Origin of the sequence: Cohnella sp. WQ 127256 (assembly GCF_024519285.1) — a bacterium.
Lineage (GTDB): Bacteria > Bacillota > Bacilli > Paenibacillales > Paenibacillaceae > Cohnella.
Genome location: NZ_JAMZCY010000015.1, coordinates 18,841 through 35,945, shown reverse-complemented (window position 1 = coordinate 35,945; position 17,105 = coordinate 18,841). Strand labels below are relative to the sequence as shown.

Sequence of the window (17,105 nt, the reverse complement as noted above, 5' to 3'; positions counted from 1 at the left end):
GGTGGCGGGTGGGTATATACTTACGTATTACCCTGTCCCGACCAATTTCAATTTATTAAGCGCCTTTGCTCTTGGAAATAATCTCTTCGGAGATTGATTTCGGAACTTCTTCGTAGTGTGACAATTCCATTGAGAATACGCCACGACCTTGTGTACCGGAACGAAGTGTAGTGGAATATCCGAACATCTCAGCCAAAGGAACTTTCGCACGAACGATTTGCGCGCCGAAACGCGAATCCGTTCCTTCGATACGACCACGACGAGAGCTCATCATTCCCATTACATCGCCCATGTACTCTTCAGGCACTGTTACTTCTACTTTCATGATAGGCTCCAGCAAGCAAGGGCTACATTTGTCCTTAGCTGCTTTAAGCGCTAACGATCCAGCAATTTTGAACGCCATCTCCGAGGAGTCAACATCATGGTACGATCCGTCAACTACAACAGCTTTAATATCAACGAGCGGGAAGCCCGCGACTACGCCGTTTTTCATTGACTCTTCGATACCAGCTTGGATAGGAGCGATAAATTCTTTCGGAATCGATCCACCAACCGTTTTGTTTTCGAAGATGAAACCTGTTCCTGGCTCAAGTGGTGTGAATTCAACCCAACAATGTCCGAATTGACCTTTACCACCGGATTGACGTACGAATTTGCCTTCGACCTTCGCAGCTTGACGGAATGTTTCACGGTAAGCAACTTGTGGTTTACCAACATTTGTCTCAACTTTGAATTCGCGAAGCATACGGTCAACCAGAATTTCCAAGTGAAGTTCGCCCATACCTGCGATGATAGTTTGACCTGTTTCTTCGTCCGTGTGAGCACGGAACGTAGGATCTTCCTCGGAGAGCTTCTGAAGAGCGATACCCATTTTATCTTGATCGGCTTTCGTTTTAGGCTCAACCGCAAGTTGGATAACTGGCTCAGGGAAGTTCATCGATTCAAGAATAACAGGGTTTTTCTCATCACAGAGTGTATCGCCTGTCGTTGTATCTTTAAGACCAACGGCAGCAGCAATATCACCTGCATGTACTTCACTGATTTCTTGACGGCTGTTCGCATGCATTTGCAGAATCCGACCAACACGTTCGCGTTTGCCTTTAGTCGCATTTACAACGTATGAGCCTGCGCTCAGAACACCGGAGTATACGCGGAAGAAAGTTAAACGACCAACATAAGGATCAGTCATGATTTTGAAAGCTAATGCAGCAAATGGCTCGCTGTCCGAAGATTTACGAGTTGTTTCCGAACCATCATCTAAATGGCCTGTGATTGCAGGAACATCAAGAGGAGATGGTAGGTAATCAACTACAGCATCCAACATCGGTTGTACACCTTTGTTACGGTAAGAGGAACCACATACGACTGGGAAGATTTTCACTTCACAAACGCCTTTACGAAGAGCAGCTTTGATTTCCGGAATAGTGAGTTCTTCACCTTCCAAGAACTTCATTGTCAATTCTTCGTCAAGTTCTGCAACTTTCTCTACCAAGATGGCACGTAGTTCTTCAACTTGGTCTTTATACTCTGCAGGAATTTCAACTTTCTCTGGGTCTTTGCCTTTATCATCTTTATATAAGTAAGCAACCCGTTCAACCAGGTCGATCATACCAATAAAGACATCTTCAGCGCCCATCGGCAATTGAATTGCTACAGCATTTGCATTCAAACGATCTTTCATCGATTGAATAACATTAAGGAAATCCGCACCGATGATATCCATCTTATTAACATAAGCGATACGCGGTACGCTGTAACGGTCAGCTTGACGCCATACCGTTTCGGATTGTGGTTCAACGCCTTCTTTGGCACTAAATACACCAACAGCTCCGTCCAATACGCGCAAAGAACGCTCAACCTCTACCGTAAAGTCAACGTGACCCGGAGTGTCAATAATATTGATGCGGTGCCCATGCCATTCAGCGGTTGTAGCAGCAGATGTAATCGTGATGCCACGCTCTTGTTCCTGTTCCATCCAGTCCATTGTAGCGGCGCCTTCGTGCACTTCGCCGATCTTATGAACGCGTCCAGTGTAGAACAAGATCCGTTCAGTGGTAGTGGTTTTGCCCGCATCAATATGCGCCATAATTCCAATGTTACGCGTATTTTGCAAGGAGAACTCTCTAGCCATGGATATAGTCTCCCTTCATATGTTCTTCTTAAGCGAATTCTACCAACGGTAGTGAGCAAACGCTTTGTTCGCTTCCGCCATTTTGTGAGTGTCCTCACGTTTCTTAACAGCTGCTCCTGTGTTGTTAGAAGCATCCAAGATTTCAGCAGCTAAACGCTCTTCCATCGTTTTCTCACCGCGGTTACGGGAGTAGTTAACGAGCCAGCGCAGTCCAAGGGACGTGCGGCGTTCAGGCTTAACTTCAATCGGAACTTGATAGTTTGCTCCACCTACACGGCGTGCTTTAACTTCAAGTACTGGCATAATGTTCTTAATTGCGGCTTCAAAAACCTCCATAGCATCTTTACCGGAGCGTTCCTGAATTAGGGTAAACGCATCATACAATAGTTGTTGAGCTACACCCTTCTTGCCGTCAATCATAATACGATTTACTAGACGAGTAACTAGCTTGCTGTTATACAGCGGATCCGGAAGTACATCCCGTTTCGTGACTGGTCCTTTACGTGGCATTGAAGTTCCTCCTTTCTCATTCATGTTGATCTACATTAAACAACTAACTCGCGCAAGCGCTTATTAGGTTTTTTTAACTTTAGGTCTCTTAGTACCGTATTTAGAACGAGCTTGCATCCGGTTGTTAACGCCAGCGGTATCTAATGCTCCGCGAACGATATGATAACGAACCCCCGGTAAATCTTTAACCCGACCACCACGAACAAGAACAACGCTATGCTCTTGCAAGTTGTGTCCGATACCTCCGATGTAGGCGGTAATCTCAACACGGTTAGTCAAACGAACCCGCGCGTATTTACGTAGTGCTGAGTTCGGTTTTTTCGGAGTCATTGTTCCTACACGAGTACAAACTCCACGTTTTTGCGGAGCGCTCAATTCAGTTTCAACACGCTTAAGTGCATTGAACCCTCTTTGTAATGCAGGTGATTTCGATTTAACGACCTTCGATTGACGGCCTTTACGAACTAGTTGGTTAATAGTTGGCATGCTGCCACCCCCTTCCCATAAACGGTAAAATAATTTAGAAAACGACTCATCCGATACACCTTTGCGAAGCCCACAGATCCAGGTGGTTCATTTTGAGAGACGAGAAAGGGCTCGACCGGTTATTCGACTCATGAAAATCACTTTTCGATGATTGATAACCCATCAAACCCAACAATCTTATTCCTCAATGGTTACAGCTACTGCTGCACCGATTAAATGTCACACTCTTTGCTTAGGTTCACACGTATCGATGTACGTCAGTTTGACGCACGTCTAGAACACACTAACATATATTATCATTTCAAAATGGGCGTGTCAAGAAATTTAACTCTTTTAAATCGTATTGAACTAAAAGAGTCTCTTCGTCATCAATTTGAGAAACATCCAAAGAAGTATTGAACTATATAATAGCGGAGAAAACAGGGCCAGCGCAATCTCGGAACTAGTCGTTGTTTCGAAGTTATTTAGTGTATCCATAATGGGGGATAAAGGTGGAATTATTCTTGCGAACAATCTGTAATCAGTTGGGAGTGAGTTTTCAATTCCTGCTCCAGCCATGGTTACTGCTACGACTAAGAACAAGCCAATAATGGCATAGCTCAATTTGGCGATTAGCTTATGTGTGAATAGGAAAGATATTGTTATCCCGAGTAAGGATAGCGCGATATGAGAAACTAATGCTATTAAACCTTCTGATATCGTAGGTTGCTTATTAAATTTATCAAAAATAATAGGATAACATGTAGTGATAACGGACATAACGCTAGTGATAAGTAGCAATATGTATATCTTACTTAGATAGTATTTTGTAACATTGCCCAAATGCAATACGGATATCACTTGCTGTGTTTCGTCCTCGACATCAATAAAACCAAAGCCTAACCACACCGAAATGAGAAATAGAAGTGAAGAGGTAAGTGAATAGCTGGGCATTACAGGATTAGGTACGACGCTATATATAAAATATAAACTTAGCGCATAAATAAGAATGGGTGCTATATACCTGTAGGAACGTAAATAATAACGGAACGAAAATGCCATCATCGAAATCATGACATCACCTCCGTATCCGTAATACTCCTATCTTTATTAGCCGTTCTTTCAATGCCTATCGTGACAATAGAGCCGCCATTGTTTAGAAGGTTATATACAAATGCATCACACTTTATTGCTTCGATATGGACAAGCCAACTTCCATCTGTCTTGTCTCTTCGGATGATCCCTTCTGCATGGGAACAACACTGTTCTGCCTTAATCTCATCCATAATAAATTCAACAATTTTGTAGGGATTAGTACTTTTAGACTTCCTTTTATCACTGGCAATTTCACCATTCTTAATCTCTATGACTCGATCAGCTATACGTTGAACAACGTCCCTCTCATGGGTAGAGAGTACGATCGTCACCCCTTCACCTTTCAGTTGGGACAGGATATGGATGAGTTCATCCTGAATCTGTATATCCAAGCCAGACAATGGTTCATCTAGCAACAGTAAGTCAGGCTGTTCAAGCAGCGCTTGCATAATATTCACCTTCTGCAGCATGCCCTTTGAAAAAGTACGAAGTTGCTGTGTGTCCCATGTATCTAATTGAAAAGTAATGAATAGTTCAGAGATCCTTTTCAATAACTGCTCATGATCCATCCCTCTGATCTTCCCCATATAGAGCAAATACTCCTTGGCAGTAAATCGTAGCTTAGGGAATCGATCCGGAGCGTAACCAATGGACAATTTTCTATTCAGAGGACTCATCCTTACTTCTCTATTCCCTTTATTGAATGTACCAAGTCCGCTCATGATATTGAGTAATGTACTTTTACCTGATCCATTTCGTCCTATAATTGCTGTGACTTCACGTTCATATATCGTAAGAGACAAATTATTTAATACACGCTTAGAGTTGAATTTCCTCTCTATATTGACGAGGCTTATCATTGATTTAGACACATGCGATACCTCCACGTAGAAACCAGCTGTACAAAAAAGCGGATACCGTTGCCGGTATCCGCTGATGTCTATATTGTGTTTAACTTACTCTGCGCCAACAGGCTCGAGTTCTGCCGCTTCATCTTCTGGTTCGTCAAATGGCGATACAACACGAATGTTGCGATAACGAGCCATACCTGTACCAGCAGGAATGAGCTTCCCGATAATAACGTTCTCCTTGAGTCCAAGCAATCTGTCGACTTTGCCTTTGATAGCAGCATCGGTCAGAACGCGAGTCGTCTCTTGGAAAGACGCTGCCGATAGGAACGAGTCAGTTTCAAGTGATGCTTTCGTAATCCCGAGAAGCACCGGACGAGCAACAGCCGGTTCTTTGTCAGAAAGGATAGCTTCACGGTTAGCTGCTTCATACTCGTGCAGATCCACGAAAGCTCCTGGAAGAAGAATCGTGTCTCCTGGATCAACGATCCGGATTTTACGAAGCATCTGCTTGATCATAACCTCGATGTGTTTATCATTGATTTCAACACCTTGGTTACGGTAAACGCGTTGAACTTCTTGCAGAATGTAGTTCTGCACGCCACGGATACCTTTGATACGAAGCATTTCCTTCGGATCGATCGAACCATCTGTCAATTCATCGCCAGCCTCAACCTGCTGACCTTGAACGACACGGATACGTGAACCATAGCTGACAGGGTAAATTTTAGATTCTGCTCCACCTTGCAATTCGATTTCACGACGATCCTTGGTTTCACGAATTTCTTTAACGATACCGTCGAGCTCAGAGATAATAGCTTGACCTTTCGGATTCCGAGCTTCGAAGAGCTCTTGAATACGTGGCAAACCTTGCGTGATATCATCCCCTGCAACACCACCGGTATGGAACGTACGCATTGTAAGCTGTGTTCCTGGTTCCCCGATAGATTGTGCAGCGATAATCCCAACTGCTTCTCCGATTTCAACTTTCTTACCTGTAGCAAGATTGCGACCATAGCAAAGCTTACAAACACCATGACGAGCACGGCAGCTAAGAACGGAACGAATCTGTACTTTCTTAATATCGGCATGAATGATCTCTTCCGCTTTAGGCGTATCGATCAAATCGTTGCGATTAACGATAATTTCTTTCGTCTCTGGATGGCGGATCGTTTCAAAGGCATAACGGCCTTCAATACGGTCGAACAAGTCCTCAATGACCTCTTTGCCATCTTCGATACGGGATACTGTAATTCCTTTGTCCGTTCCGCAATTTTCTTCACGAACGATTACGTCTTGTGCTACGTCAACGAGACGACGAGTCAAGTAACCGGAATCGGCTGTCCGTAGAGCTGTATCGGCAAGACCTTTACGCGCTCCGTGAGTGGAGATGAAGTACTCCAATACGGTCAGACCTTCACGGAAGTTCGATTTAATTGGCAACTCGATGATTCGACCGGACGGGTTGGCCATCAGACCCCGCATACCGCCCAATTGGGTGATTTGCGATTTGTTACCCCGTGCTTTGGAGTCTACCATCAACATAATGTTGTTGTAGCGATCCATGGACTTCATCAGGATTTCAGTAAGTTCGTCCTTCGTTTTACTCCAAATCTCGATAACGCGATCCCGACGTTCTTCGTTCGTGATCAAACCGCGGCGATATTGCGTCGACACGACGGATACACGTTCTTCAGACTTCTTCAGGATTTCGACTTTCTCTGGAGGAACAATAACGTCGGATACACCGATTGTAATACCGGCACGAGTCGAATACGTAAATCCGAGCTGCTTGATATCATCCAAGATGATGGATGTTTTGGTCGTATGATAAATACGGAAGCATTCTCCGATGATATTCCCTAAATATTCTTTACCTACAGCAGCAGGGATTTGCGGATCTTCGATATATTTACTGATGTCCGCACCCTTGTCGTAGATGAAATATTTCTCAGGCGTTCCTTTAACCAAGTTAGCTTTAGTCGCTTCATTGATGTATGGGAACGAATCAGGGAAGATCTCATTAAATATGATTTTACCAATCGTCGTAACGATTAGAGCTTCCTGCTGTTCCGGAGTAAAGGTCTTTTTCTTCAACTCTCTAACCGGGATAACAACGCGGGCATGCAAGGAAATACCTGTAATCTCGCGTTGGTAGGCAGAAATAGCTTCGTTGACCGTAGCAAAGCGTATACCTGTACCGTAAGACTGATTGTTATCCATTGTCAGGTAGAAGCAACCAAGTACCATATCCTGAGAAGGGGTAACGACCGGCTTACCGTCTTTAGGGTTCAAGATGTTACCCGATGCTAGCATGAGCAAACGAGCTTCCGCTTGAGCTTCTGCAGACAATGGTACGTGAACCGCCATTTGGTCACCGTCGAAGTCGGCATTGTAAGCCGTACATACGAGCGGATGAAGCTTGATTGCGCGACCTTCTACCAAGATCGGTTCAAACGCTTGAATACCGAGTCTATGAAGAGTTGGCGCACGGTTTAGAAGCACTGGATGTTCTTTGATAACTTCCTCAAGCACATCCCATACTTCAGGGCTAACACGTTCAACCTTGCGCTTAGCACTCTTGATGTTATGCGCAAGACCCTTAAGCACTAGCTCTTTCATAACGAAAGGTTTGAACAGTTCCAACGCCATCTCTTTTGGAAGACCGCATTGGTACATTTTCAAGCTAGGTCCTACAACGATAACGGAACGTCCGGAGTAATCGACACGTTTACCGAGCAAGTTCTGACGGAAACGTCCTTGCTTACCTTTCAGCATGTGGCTGAGTGATTTCAATGGACGGTTACCAGGTCCTGTAACAGGACGGCCACGACGACCATTGTCGATCAACGCATCAACCGCTTCTTGAAGCATCCGCTTCTCATTCTGAACGATAATATCCGGTGCACCTAGATCAAGCAAACGTTTCAAACGATTGTTCCGGTTAATTACACGACGGTACAAATCATTCAAGTCACTTGTTGCGAAACGTCCACCATCCAATTGCACCATAGGACGCAATTCAGGTGGAATTACAGGAAGTACATCTAGGATCATCCAATCCGGAAGATTACCGGAATTACGGAATGATTCCACCACTTCAAGACGTTTGATCGCACGATTACGACGTTGGCCTTGAGCTGTCTTCAGATCTTCCTTAAGCGTTTCTAACTCCCGATCAAGGTCGATATCTTGTAGCAATCTTTTAACCGCTTCTGCACCCATGCCAGCATGGAATGCAAAGCCGTATTTGTCGCGATAGCTACGATATTCTTTCTCGGAAAGCAATTGCTTCTTCTCAAGTGGTGTATCTCCAGGATCCGTTACAACGTAGGAAGCGAAATAAATGATCTCTTCCAAAGAACGAGGAGACATATCGAGCGCAAGCCCCATACGACTCGGGATACCTTTGAAGTACCAGATGTGCGAAACAGGAGCAGCAAGCTCAATGTGTCCCATACGCTCACGACGAACTTTCGCACGCGTGACTTCGACGCCGCAACGATCACAAACAACGCCTTTGTAACGAACTCTTTTGTACTTCCCGCAATGACATTCCCAGTCCTTAGTTGGACCAAAGATTTTCTCGCAGAATAAACCTTCTTTTTCCGGCTTCAACGTCCGGTAGTTTATCGTTTCCGGTTTCTTGACTTCGCCTCTCGACCACGACCGAATTTTGTCCGGTGAAGCCAAACCGATTTTCATGAACTCAAAGTTATTGACGTCTAACAAGGAGCAAGCCCTCCTTCATCGTTGCTAGGATTTCGGATCTTAACGACGAACCCGAAGGCCCGTCGTCGCAGTAGAATTATTCGACGCCGACTTCAGTACCCTCTAGGTTAAGATTTAACTTATCCCCAGCAGCATCCTCTTCGTCGTCCATTTCCTTCATTTCGATTTCCTGCTCATCTCCGGACAAGATCTTAACGTCCATACCTAAGCTCTGAAGTTCCTTAATCAATACCTTAAACGATTCTGGAACGCCTGGTTCTGGAACGTTCTCGCCTTTAACAATCGATTCGTAGGTTTTGACACGACCGACAACATCATCGGACTTGACGGTCAAAATTTCTTGCAACGTATAGGCGGCACCATAAGCCTCGAGTGCCCAAACTTCCATCTCCCCGAAACGTTGTCCACCGAATTGAGCTTTACCACCCAATGGCTGTTGCGTAACAAGAGAGTAAGGACCTGTGGAACGAGCATGGATTTTGTCGTCGACCATATGTGCGAGTTTTATCATGTACATAACACCAACGGTAACTTCGCGTTCAAACAACTCGCCCGAACGTCCGTCACGCAACCACCATTTGCCGTTACGCTTCATGCCGGCTTCTTCCATCGTATCGAATACATCGTACTCTGTCGCTCCATCGAATACTGGAGTTGCAGCGTGGATGCCTAGAAGCTTACAAGCCATACCTAAGTGAACTTCTAGTACTTGACCGATGTTCATCCGTGAAGGTACGCCGAGTGGATTAAGAACAACCTGTACAGGTGTTCCGTCCGGTAGGAACGGCATATCTTCTTCCGGTAATATCCGAGCAATAACCCCTTTATTACCATGACGTCCAGCCATTTTATCGCCTTCGGAAATTTTCCGTTTTTGTGCGATATAGGCACGAACCAATTGATTTACACCAGGAGGTAGCTCATCGCCATTCTCACGGGTAAATACTTTAACATCAACAACGATTCCATCCGTACCATGCGGTACTCGTAGGGAAGTATCGCGCACTTCACGAGCCTTCTCACCGAAGATCGCGTGTAACAGGCGCTCTTCTGCTGTAAGCTCCGTTACGCCTTTCGGAGTAACCTTACCTACCAAGATGTCTCCAGCGCTAATTTCAGCACCTACACGGATGATTCCGCGCTCGTCAAGGTTGCGAAGCGCATCCTCACCGACGTTCGGGATATCGCGAGTAATTTCTTCAGGTCCTAGCTTAGTATCACGAGCTTCTGATTCATATTCTTCAATATGGATCGAAGTGTAGACGTCTTCACGCACTAATTTCTCGGAGAGCAAGATAGCATCCTCATAGTTATAACCTTCCCAAGTCATGAAGGCTACGACTACGTTTCGACCAAGTGCTAACTCACCTGTATCAGTCGAAGGACCGTCCGCCATGATATCACCTTTTTTGATGATTTCTCCACGACGTACAAGCGGTCTTTGATTAATACATGTTCCTTGGTTAGAACGCATAAATTTCTGTAGCTTGTATTTAACGATATCGCCTTTGACTTCCTTGCCGTCGATCATCTCTACGCGACGCAGTTGGATTTCATTGGCAGAAACTCTTTCGATGAAACCGTCATATTTGGATACAATACATACCCCAGAGTCTTTTGCAGACTTATGCTCCATACCGGTACCTACAAACGGTGCTTCCGGTATTAGCAATGGAACAGCTTGACGTTGCATGTTTGATCCCATGAGCGCACGGTTGGAGTCATCGTTCTCAAGGAACGGAATCATTGCTGTCGCAACGGACACAACCTGCTTAGGCGATACATCCATGTAATCAACGCGATCGCTTGGCATTGTAATGATATTATCAGTCTGCTTGTTATAGCGGACGATTGTATTTTCTTCCGTAAAGGTTCCATCGGGATTCAACTTTGCATTTGCTTGCGCAATGATATAGTTGTCCTCTTCATCCGCAGTCATGTAAACAATTTCATCCGTAACTCGGTTCGTTTGCGGATCGACTTTGCGATAAGGAGCCTCGATAAAGCCATACTCATTAATTCGTGCAAAGGAAGACAAGGAGTTGATCAGACCGATATTCGGTCCCTCTGGCGTTTCAATCGGACACATCCGGCCATAGTGAGAGTGATGGACGTCACGGACTTCGAAGCCCGCGCGTTCCCGTGTCAAACCACCGGGTCCTAGTGCAGATAGACGACGCTTATGCGTCAATTCCGCAAGTGGATTCGTTTGATCCATAAATTGTGACAGCTGGGAAGATCCGAAGAACTCCTTGATTGCCGCAATAACAGGACGAATATTAATCAACGCTTGAGGAGTAATCGCATTCTGATCTTGAATGGACATTCTCTCACGAACAACCCGTTCCATACGGGAAAGACCGATACGGAATTGGTTTTGCAGCAATTCGCCAACGGAACGAAGGCGGCGGTTACCCAGGTGATCGATATCATCCGTGTTTCCGACAGATTGCAGCAAATTCATGAAATAGTTAATGGACGAGATAATGTCCGCAGGCGTAATATTCTTCACCGACTTGTCGATGATGCCGTTGGCAATAACCTTAACCACTTTACCTTCTTCAAGAGGAGAGAAGATGCTGATGGATTGTAAAGGAATATCCTCAGCTTCATAAACTCCGCCAGTAACGCGATAGTTTTTGAAACCTACGTTTTTCTCCAGCATAGGGAGAATTTGATCTAACAATCTACGATCGATCATTTGACCAGCTTCAGCAATGATTTCACCCGTGGAAGGATCCACAAGTGTTTCAGCTAAGCGCTGATTGAACAGTCGATTTTTGATGTGTAGCTTTTTATTTACTTTGTAACGACCGACATTCGCCAAATCGTAACGTTTAGGATCGAAGAAACGTGCAATTAGCAAGCTGCGGGCATTTTCCAAAGTTGGAGGCTCGCCCGGACGAAGACGCTCATAAATCTCAATCAGCGCTTTCTCCGTAGAATCGGTATTATCCTTTTCTAGCGTATTGCGAATGTAATCATCTTGTCCTAGCAAGTCCAAAATCTCTGCATCGGTTCCGAAACCTAAAGAACGGAGAAGTACCGTTACAGGAATTTTACGAGTGCGGTCAATACGCACATAAATGATATCTTTAGCATCCGTCTCAAGCTCGAGCCATGCTCCACGATTCGGAATGACAGTAGCTGTGTAATTCTTCTTACCGTTCTTATCTACTTTCGTACTGAAGTAGACGCTCGGGGAGCGCACCAATTGGCTGACGATAACACGTTCCGCACCATTGATGATGAACGTACCCGTTTCCGTCATGAGTGGGAAATCACCCATAAATACTTCCTGTTCTTTAACTTCACCGGTTTCTTTGTTAAGCAACCGAACTTTAACACGAAGTGGAGCCGCATAAGTTACATCGCGTTCTTTCGATTCATCAACGGAATATTTCGGCTCACCCAAGCTATAGTCGATAAATTCCAACACTAGATTGCCGGTGAAATCCGAAATCGGCGAAATATCCTGAAAAATCTCACGCAAACCCTCGTCCAAAAACTTCTGGTACGATTGTTGCTGGATTTCGATCAGGTTCGGGACGTCCAACACTTCATTAATGCGAGCGTAGCTACGCCGTGAACGGCGGCCATACTGAACAAGATGTCCTGCCAACTTAACCTCACCCCTTAAGTCTGCTTCAACACATAAATAAAGAAAAGCCCTTATGCGCCGGTTGGCGGCACAATGGCAACTCATCCTGCCTTTACCCCAAAACAAACCCATTATACGTGAGCAAACGTGAATTTATTCTAAGGAAAGGAACGGGCCTGCAAGTTTATTGTGTTGAAGACAATTAGCCCATCCTAATACTGACATTTTTTAATAATACCACAACGGAAATGTCAAGTCAAACTAAAAATATTGTTATTTGCGTGTACAGCGGTACAACCTAAATCCCTTATCCTTGCCAACTTCAACTACTTGTTGCTCGCCATATAATTGTTCGAGCTTAGCTTTGGCTGAAGCCGCACCTTGCTTCTTCTGGATAACAACCCATGTTGCTCCACCTGGGTTGAGATGCTTCCACGAATCAACAAACAACTGATGCACGACCGCTTTGCCTGCGCGAATAGGCGGGTTTGAAAGAATCACATCAAAGGTTTCAGCTTCAACCGCTGAAAACAAATCACTTTGCGCAAAGGATACATTGTGAATCCCATTCGCTTGCGCATTATGCTGAGCCAACTCAACCGCTCTTTCATTAATGTCGATCAGCTTAACATGTCCTTGCGGCGCAAGGCGGGCAGCAATTAATCCAATCGGTCCATAACCGCAACCGATATCAAGCACTTGGGCGTCGTGCGGAATATCCATATGTTCGATAAGCACCCGACTGCCATAGTCCACCCCGTCCCGCGAAAACACGCCAGCATCCGAAGTTAATTTAAGTTGTACTCCTCGATGCTTTGTTTCGAATGACCGTCGGTCACTTGCGGACTGAGGTTTATTCGAATAATAGTGATCACTCATCCAAGCTCCTCCATAAATTACAGCATAGGATGCCTTCTCTAAGCATGATCAATTTTATACACGAACAAACCCCTCGAAGAAAATCTTCAAGGGGTTTGATGATCTGCTTCTTACTTGATTTCTACTTTAGCGCCAGCTTCTTCAAGCTTAGCTTTAACAGCTTCAGCTTCTTCTTTGGCAACTTTTTCTTTGATTGCTTTTGGAGCGTTATCTACAACATCTTTAGCTTCTTTCAAGCCAAGACCTGTGATTTCACGAACCGCTTTGATAACGTTGATTTTGGAAGCGCCAGCTTCAACAAGAACAACATCAAACTCGGATTGCTCAGCTTCTTCAGCTACAGCAGCGCCGCCACCAGCAGCAACTGGAGCTGCAGCAGTAACACCGAATTCTTCTTCGATTGCTTTTACTAGATCGTTCAATTCAAGAACAGTCATAACTTTAATGGCTTCTAAGATTTGCTCTTTGCTCATTTGTATATCCTCCATAATTTGAGATCATATGATCTTCTTATTTTTGTAAAAATTCGTATTACGCGCTCGCTTCGTTCTTCTCCGAAACCGCTTTGACAGCGAGTGCGAAGTTGCGAACTGGAGCTTGTAGAACGCTAAGCAACATAGACAGCAAGCCATCGCGAGACGGCAGATCTGCAAGTGCTTTTACTTGAGAAGCATCGACGAAACGTCCTTCGATTACTCCACCTTTAACCTTCAACGCATCGTTCTTCTTAGCAAAGTTGCTAAGAATTTTCGCAGGAGCGATAACGTCGCTACCGAAAGCGATAGCAGTTGGTCCTGTTAGAACAGCATCAAGCTCGCTCAGTTCAGCACTTGCTGCAGCACGGCTTACCAAAGAGTTTTTCAACACTTGGAATTCTACGCCAGCTTCACGCAATTCCTTACGGAGCAAAGTGACTTGCGCCACGTTTAGGCCGCGATAGTCAGCTACAACGGTACAGTTGCTTTCGCGCAGCTTTGCTGCGATCACATCAACTTCTTGTTGTTTTGCTTGAATGATTTTCGCATTTGCCATTGTGTACACCTCCTAAGTCTTGGCATTCCCGCATGTTTACCTCACCTATGTCCGAAGGCATAAGAAATGCCCCCGCAGACTAAAGCGGAGGCATGACGTGATCTTGCTCTTACGAGCTTTATCCACACACCTCGGTAGGAAATTAAGCCGCACGCTACGCTACGAACAGCTAATGCTGTAAGTATCGTTGGCGCGTTGCACCTACGGTCTACGGTATCCATATTCATTTATCAGCTTCATCAGCTTACCATCCTGGTAGTCCGATGTCAAAGACAGTTTTTACCGTCCATATTGCGAGTTACGCAATTCGGATTAGCGATATACCGATGCATTAACGCGTGCACCTGGTCCCATCGTCGAAGAAATCGAGATGTTTTTCAGGTAGATGCCTTTGGAAGATGCAGGTTTCGCGCGGCTCAGTGCTTCAATCAAAGCGTTCAAGTTTTCATTGAGCTTGTCAGCATCAAAGGAAACTTTACCGATTGGAGCATGAATTTGTCCGGCTTTGTCCAGACGATATTCGATTTTACCGGCTTTAATCTCAGCAATAGCCTTAGCAACGTCATTCGTTACAGTGCCTGCTTTAGGGTTAGGCATCAAACCTTTACCCCCGAGAATACGACCCAGTTTACCGACTTCACTCATCATGTCCGGAGTAGCGACGCAGACGTCGAACTCGAACCAACCCTGTTGGATTTTGTTGATAAGCTCTTGATCACCTACATAATCCGCGCCAGCTGCTTCAGCTTCTTTCAGCTTATCACCTTTTGCGAATACGAGGACGCGTTGCGTTTTGCCGGTGCCGTGAGGCAGGACGACTACGCCGCGCACTGCTTGATCTTGTTTTCTCGGATCAACGCCGAGGCGGACAGCTGCTTCAACTGTTTCGTCGAATTTAGCTGTTGCTGATTTTTTAACGAGCTCGATAGCTTCCAACGATTCGTAGGTTGCATCGCGGTCGATCAGCTTAGCGGACGCTGTATATTTCTTACCGTGTTTAGCCAAGTTGTTCTCCTCCTTTTGTGGTTTTAACGGAAGTTTCCTCCCACAAGCGGTTCTAGGAACCGCAGTACGAACGCGCCTGAATCAGGCGACATTCGATTAGTCTTCGATAATAACGCCCATGCTGCGAGCTGTTCCTTCGACCATACGCATAGCTGCTTCAACAGATGCCGCGTTCAGATCTTGCATTTTTTGTTCTGCAATTTCACGAACTTTAGCACGTTTAACTGTAGCTACTTTTTTCTTGTTCGGCTCACCGGATCCTTTAGGGATTCCTGCAGCTACGCGAAGCAATACCGCTGCTGGTGGAGTCTTAGTCTCGAACGTGAAAGAACGATCCTCGAATACAGAGATTACGACTGGAATTACTAATCCAGCTTGATCTGCTGTGCGAGCATTAAATTCTTTACAGAATTGCATGATGTTAACGCCAGCTTGACCTAGTGCAGGACCGATTGGCGGCGCAGGGTTAGCTTTACCTGCGTTAACTTGCAACTTTACTAATTTGATGACTTTTTTTGCCATGTTGCACACCTCCCTGACCCGTAATGCGGTTTAACGGAACTTCCGTCCCTCCCGCTCAATCAAGAAACCCAAAAACATTAAAGATACTTATATCTTCTCCACTTGAGTGAAATCCAGCTCAACGGGGGTTTCTCTGCCAAACATGTTGACATGCACCTTAAGCTTGCTCTTATCGGCTAGAATTTCTTCTACAGTACCGACAAAGTTAGCAAAAGGACCAACCATAACGCGAACGTTCTCCTTGAGTTCGAAATCGATAACCGGTTTCGGCTCGTCCATACCCATGTGACGCAGAATACCTTCTACTTCATCAGGCAGTAGCGCCGTCGGTTTCGATCCCGAGCCAGTGGAACCAACAAATCCAGTTACTCCTGGAGTGTTACGCACCACGTACCAAGAATCATCCGTTTGCACCATTTCAACAAGGACATAGCCCGGATACACTTTACGCATAACCGTCTTTTTCTTACCATCCTTGTTTACGATCTCTTCCTCCATTGGAACAAGCACACGGAAGATTTTGTCTTGCATACCCATAGACTCCACGCGTTTCTCCAGGTTAGCCTTAACCTTGTTCTCATAACCGGAGTACGTGTGTACTACGTACCATCTTTTCTCCATGGAAAAGCCACCTTTGGTTCCTACGTCAGATGATGAGATCGACGAGGGATGAAATACCGATGTCCAGACCCCAGAAGTAGATCGTTACCAACAACACTGTCACAATAACAACAATCGTGTAGCTAACGAGCTCTTTCCGGTTGGGCCAACGGACTTTCTTTAGTTCGTTCCAGCTATCCGCGAAAAACGAAAAAAATGACCCAAAGTTTTGTTTCATTTTGGCCAGGAAAGTCACGTTAATACCTCCTAGGAGTTAACGCGTTTCGCGATGAGGATGATGTTCATTGCAAAATTTGCAGAACTTCTTCAACTCGATGCGATCGGCGTGTGTCCGTTTGTTCTTGCTCGACGTGTAGTTCCGTTGCTTGCAGTTTGTACAAGCTAGCGTGATGATTACGCGCATCCCATTCCACCTCCCGGGATCATAACTTCATAAAAAAAGACAACCATTCAGCGGAAACTCCAGCTTGGCGAACCAAGGCTGTTAGGTATCGCTACTTGATGACAAGTCATCAAGACAACAATTCCTGGTGTTTCGCCGATGATTCAGAGCCAGCGCATAAGAAACCACGTTAAGGTTACTAAAATAATTTATCACAGGGGGTAGTCGATGTCAACGGAAATTGTCTTTTACCTTCCAATTGCACGACTCCTACTGGGTAGA

14 protein-coding genes and 1 other annotated feature are annotated in these 17,105 nt (G+C 45.2%); all 14 genes read right to left on the bottom strand.

Annotated features, from left to right (window positions below):
• Window positions 1-55: 55 nt before the first annotated feature.
• The 14 genes from fusA to rpmG all read right to left on the bottom strand — a co-directional run bounded on the left by fusA (window position 56) and on the right by rpmG (window position 16,844).
• Window positions 56-2,131 carry an elongation factor G gene (gene fusA, locus M1K58_RS28645; RefSeq protein ID WP_256762335.1) on the bottom strand — a complete coding sequence of 692 codons (2,076 nt, stop codon included), beginning with the start codon at window positions 2,129-2,131 and terminating at the stop codon, window positions 56-58.
• 39 nt (window positions 2,132-2,170) lie between these two features.
• Window positions 2,171-2,641, bottom strand: coding sequence for a 30S ribosomal protein S7 (gene rpsG, locus M1K58_RS28640; RefSeq protein ID WP_256762334.1), 471 nt, complete (start codon window positions 2,639-2,641; stop codon window positions 2,171-2,173).
• A 63-nt stretch (window positions 2,642-2,704) separates the two neighbouring features.
• Window positions 2,705-3,127 carry a 30S ribosomal protein S12 gene (rpsL, locus tag M1K58_RS28635; RefSeq protein ID WP_256762333.1) on the bottom strand — a complete coding sequence of 141 codons (423 nt, stop codon included), beginning with the start codon at window positions 3,125-3,127 and terminating at the stop codon, window positions 2,705-2,707.
• Between the two features lie 1,049 nt (window positions 3,128-4,176).
• Window positions 4,177-5,073: an ATP-binding cassette domain-containing protein gene (locus tag M1K58_RS28630; RefSeq protein WP_256762332.1), complete on the bottom strand. Its 897-nt coding sequence runs from the start codon at window positions 5,071-5,073 to the stop codon at window positions 4,177-4,179.
• An 84-nt stretch (window positions 5,074-5,157) separates the two neighbouring features.
• Window positions 5,158-8,781 (bottom strand): DNA-directed RNA polymerase subunit beta', encoded by a 3,624-nt coding sequence (gene rpoC / locus M1K58_RS28625; protein WP_256762331.1) that lies wholly within the window; start codon window positions 8,779-8,781, stop codon window positions 5,158-5,160.
• 76 nt (window positions 8,782-8,857) lie between these two features.
• Complete coding sequence (rpoB, locus tag M1K58_RS28620; RefSeq protein ID WP_256762330.1) at window positions 8,858-12,403, bottom strand: DNA-directed RNA polymerase subunit beta; 3,546 nt, start codon at window positions 12,401-12,403, stop codon at window positions 8,858-8,860.
• A gap of 252 nt (window positions 12,404-12,655) precedes the next feature.
• On the bottom strand, window positions 12,656-13,261 hold the full coding sequence (locus M1K58_RS28615; protein ID WP_256762329.1) for a class I SAM-dependent methyltransferase: 606 nt from the start codon (window positions 13,259-13,261) through the stop codon (window positions 12,656-12,658).
• Window positions 13,262-13,371: 110 nt separating this feature from the next.
• Window positions 13,372-13,734 (bottom strand): 50S ribosomal protein L7/L12, encoded by a 363-nt coding sequence (rplL, locus tag M1K58_RS28610; protein WP_256762328.1) that lies wholly within the window; start codon window positions 13,732-13,734, stop codon window positions 13,372-13,374.
• 58 nt (window positions 13,735-13,792) lie between these two features.
• Window positions 13,793-14,293 carry a 50S ribosomal protein L10 gene (gene rplJ, locus M1K58_RS28605; RefSeq protein ID WP_256762327.1) on the bottom strand — a complete coding sequence of 167 codons (501 nt, stop codon included), beginning with the start codon at window positions 14,291-14,293 and terminating at the stop codon, window positions 13,793-13,795.
• A 53-nt stretch (window positions 14,294-14,346) separates the two neighbouring features.
• Window positions 14,347-14,525 (bottom strand) — a sequence feature (ribosomal protein L10 leader region).
• Window positions 14,526-14,605: 80 nt separating this feature from the next.
• Window positions 14,606-15,298, bottom strand: coding sequence for a 50S ribosomal protein L1 (gene rplA, locus M1K58_RS28600; RefSeq protein ID WP_256762326.1), 693 nt, complete (start codon window positions 15,296-15,298; stop codon window positions 14,606-14,608).
• 96 nt (window positions 15,299-15,394) lie between these two features.
• Complete coding sequence (gene rplK / locus M1K58_RS28595) at window positions 15,395-15,820, bottom strand: 50S ribosomal protein L11 (RefSeq protein WP_256762325.1); 426 nt, start codon at window positions 15,818-15,820, stop codon at window positions 15,395-15,397.
• Between the two features lie 87 nt (window positions 15,821-15,907).
• The gene (gene nusG, locus M1K58_RS28590; RefSeq protein ID WP_256762324.1) at window positions 15,908-16,441 is read right to left on the bottom strand and encodes a transcription termination/antitermination protein NusG; all 534 of its coding nucleotides are present in this window, start codon (window positions 16,439-16,441) and stop codon (window positions 15,908-15,910) included.
• Between the two features lie 25 nt (window positions 16,442-16,466).
• Window positions 16,467-16,676: a preprotein translocase subunit SecE gene (gene secE / locus M1K58_RS28585; protein WP_256762323.1), complete on the bottom strand. Its 210-nt coding sequence runs from the start codon at window positions 16,674-16,676 to the stop codon at window positions 16,467-16,469.
• A gap of 18 nt (window positions 16,677-16,694) precedes the next feature.
• Window positions 16,695-16,844, bottom strand: coding sequence for a 50S ribosomal protein L33 (rpmG, locus tag M1K58_RS28580; protein WP_115995294.1), 150 nt, complete (start codon window positions 16,842-16,844; stop codon window positions 16,695-16,697).
• Between the last annotated feature and the right edge of the window lie 261 nt (window positions 16,845-17,105).

Excerpts from the sequence above, each read along its gene's own strand:
- fusA (WP_256762335.1), bottom strand. The coding sequence starts at position 2,131 with ATGGCTAGAGAGTTCTCCTTGCAAAATACGCGTAACATTGGAATTATG.
- rpsG (WP_256762334.1), bottom strand. The coding sequence starts at position 2,641 with ATGCCACGTAAAGGACCAGTCACGAAACGGGATGTACTTCCGGATCCG.
- rpsL (WP_256762333.1), bottom strand. The coding sequence starts at position 3,127 with ATGCCAACTATTAACCAACTAGTTCGTAAAGGCCGTCAATCGAAGGTC.
- M1K58_RS28615 (WP_256762329.1), bottom strand. The coding sequence starts at position 13,261 with ATGAGTGATCACTATTATTCGAATAAACCTCAGTCCGCAAGTGACCGA.
- rplL (WP_256762328.1), bottom strand. The coding sequence starts at position 13,734 with ATGAGCAAAGAGCAAATCTTAGAAGCCATTAAAGTTATGACTGTTCTT.
- rplJ (WP_256762327.1), bottom strand. The coding sequence starts at position 14,293 with ATGGCAAATGCGAAAATCATTCAAGCAAAACAACAAGAAGTTGATGTG.
- rplK (WP_256762325.1), bottom strand. The coding sequence starts at position 15,820 with ATGGCAAAAAAAGTCATCAAATTAGTAAAGTTGCAAGTTAACGCAGGT.
- nusG (WP_256762324.1), bottom strand. The coding sequence starts at position 16,441 with ATGGAGAAAAGATGGTACGTAGTACACACGTACTCCGGTTATGAGAAC.
- rpmG (WP_115995294.1), bottom strand. The coding sequence starts at position 16,844 with ATGCGCGTAATCATCACGCTAGCTTGTACAAACTGCAAGCAACGGAAC.